At 67.8% G+C, this 370-nt stretch carries 1 pseudogene; it reads right to left on the reverse strand.

Features of this window, described 5'->3' with window-relative positions:
* A pseudogene (locus AB4Y72_RS19750) lies at positions 1 to 370 on the reverse strand (acyltransferase family protein); the annotation flags it as partial.

Genomic DNA, 370 nt, shown 5'->3' on the forward strand with positions numbered 1-370 from the left:
GGCCAGGGATGCGACTCTTGTGAGCGCTGGCCGTAGGAGCTGCAGGGTGGCGGCCTGCGAGATCCCGAGGAGCAAAAGGGTCAGGTTGGGCGGGTTCAGGTTCACCAGCATGTTCCCGGAGTACAGGCCCAGCCACACGAGCAGCCCCAGGACCAGGTTGCTGGCCAGGACGATGCCCGCCAACGCAATGCGCCCGCGGGCCAGCGTCCCGTCGGCGAGGAAGAACCCAAGCTGCTGCACGGCGCACCAAACGAAGACCATGTTGAGGTACGCCAGCATTGGCATCACGCCCCGCAGGCAGTCGACGGCGATCACCAGCGATGTGAGTCCCGCCAGGGTCAGCCAGGGCGCGCGGGCGTGCAGTCGGGCC

This window comes from Arthrobacter sp. YAF34, from assembly GCF_052113245.1.
In the GTDB taxonomy this organism is placed as follows: Bacteria; Actinomycetota; Actinomycetes; order Actinomycetales; family Micrococcaceae; genus Arthrobacter.